At 57.9% G+C, this 799-nt stretch carries 1 protein-coding gene; it reads left to right on the forward strand.

Annotated elements, in window-relative coordinates; all coding sequences use genetic code 11:
* Window positions 1-645, forward strand: a 645-nt coding sequence (locus BLX24_RS33155; RefSeq protein WP_229201936.1) for a DUF5977 domain-containing protein, incomplete at its 5' end; no start/stop codon positions are given.
* Between the last annotated feature and the right edge of the window lie 154 nt (window positions 646-799).

A 799-nucleotide genomic window follows, 5' to 3' on the forward strand; every position in this document is an offset into this window, starting at 1 on the left:
TGTGCGCAGAATCAGGCAGGGGCAGCGGCAACGATCAGTATTCCGGCTAACCGCTACGGGTCGGAGATCAGTCAGGCCGACGCGGATGCCAAAGCCGAGAATGAGTACAATGCCCTGAACACCCAGCTGTATGCCGATACCTACGGCAGCTGTGTGGTGGCTCCGTTCCTCAATACGGCCTTCAGCCGTCTGGGCAGCTTTATACGAAACAACTGCCCGACCGACAAGGTGGGCAGCTACGCCACCATTACGATCGCGGCGGGCACGTGGGGCAGTGTGCTCAGTCAGGCCGATGCGGATGCCAAAGCCGTAGCGGAAGCGAACGCACTCGACACGCAGGCATTTGCCAACGCGAACGGATCCTGTATCATCCCGCGCCAGACGCTGCATACGGGCTTTGGCGTAACGGTTTATGTGGACCGTCTGGTTGATAATACGTATAAGCTGGTGGTGACCGGTAATGTTATTGCTATTCAGAATCAGACCGGATGGGGCATTACCGGGCAATCAGTTTCCGGAGGCACATTTGAAAAGACCTATCCGGCCAGCCGGTTCGGCACTACGGTCAGTCCGGCTACGATCACGGTCGTACAGAGTGGCGGCGGAACATTGGGCATGGGTATTACTTCGTTTACATTCTTCTGATGAACACGCTATTTATCGACGGCGCCGAAGTGGATCTGGCACCGGATCAGCCGCTGACCCTGGAGTTTACCAGCCCGCACCTGCTGTATGACCGCATCATCGGCCGACGGGCGAACATCCCGTCGCTGGCACTCACGCAGCGCAACCATGCCGT

The sequence above is a fragment of the Arsenicibacter rosenii genome, from assembly GCF_001870735.1.
GTDB classification, from domain to species: Bacteria; Bacteroidota; Bacteroidia; order Cytophagales; family Spirosomataceae; genus Arsenicibacter; species Arsenicibacter rosenii.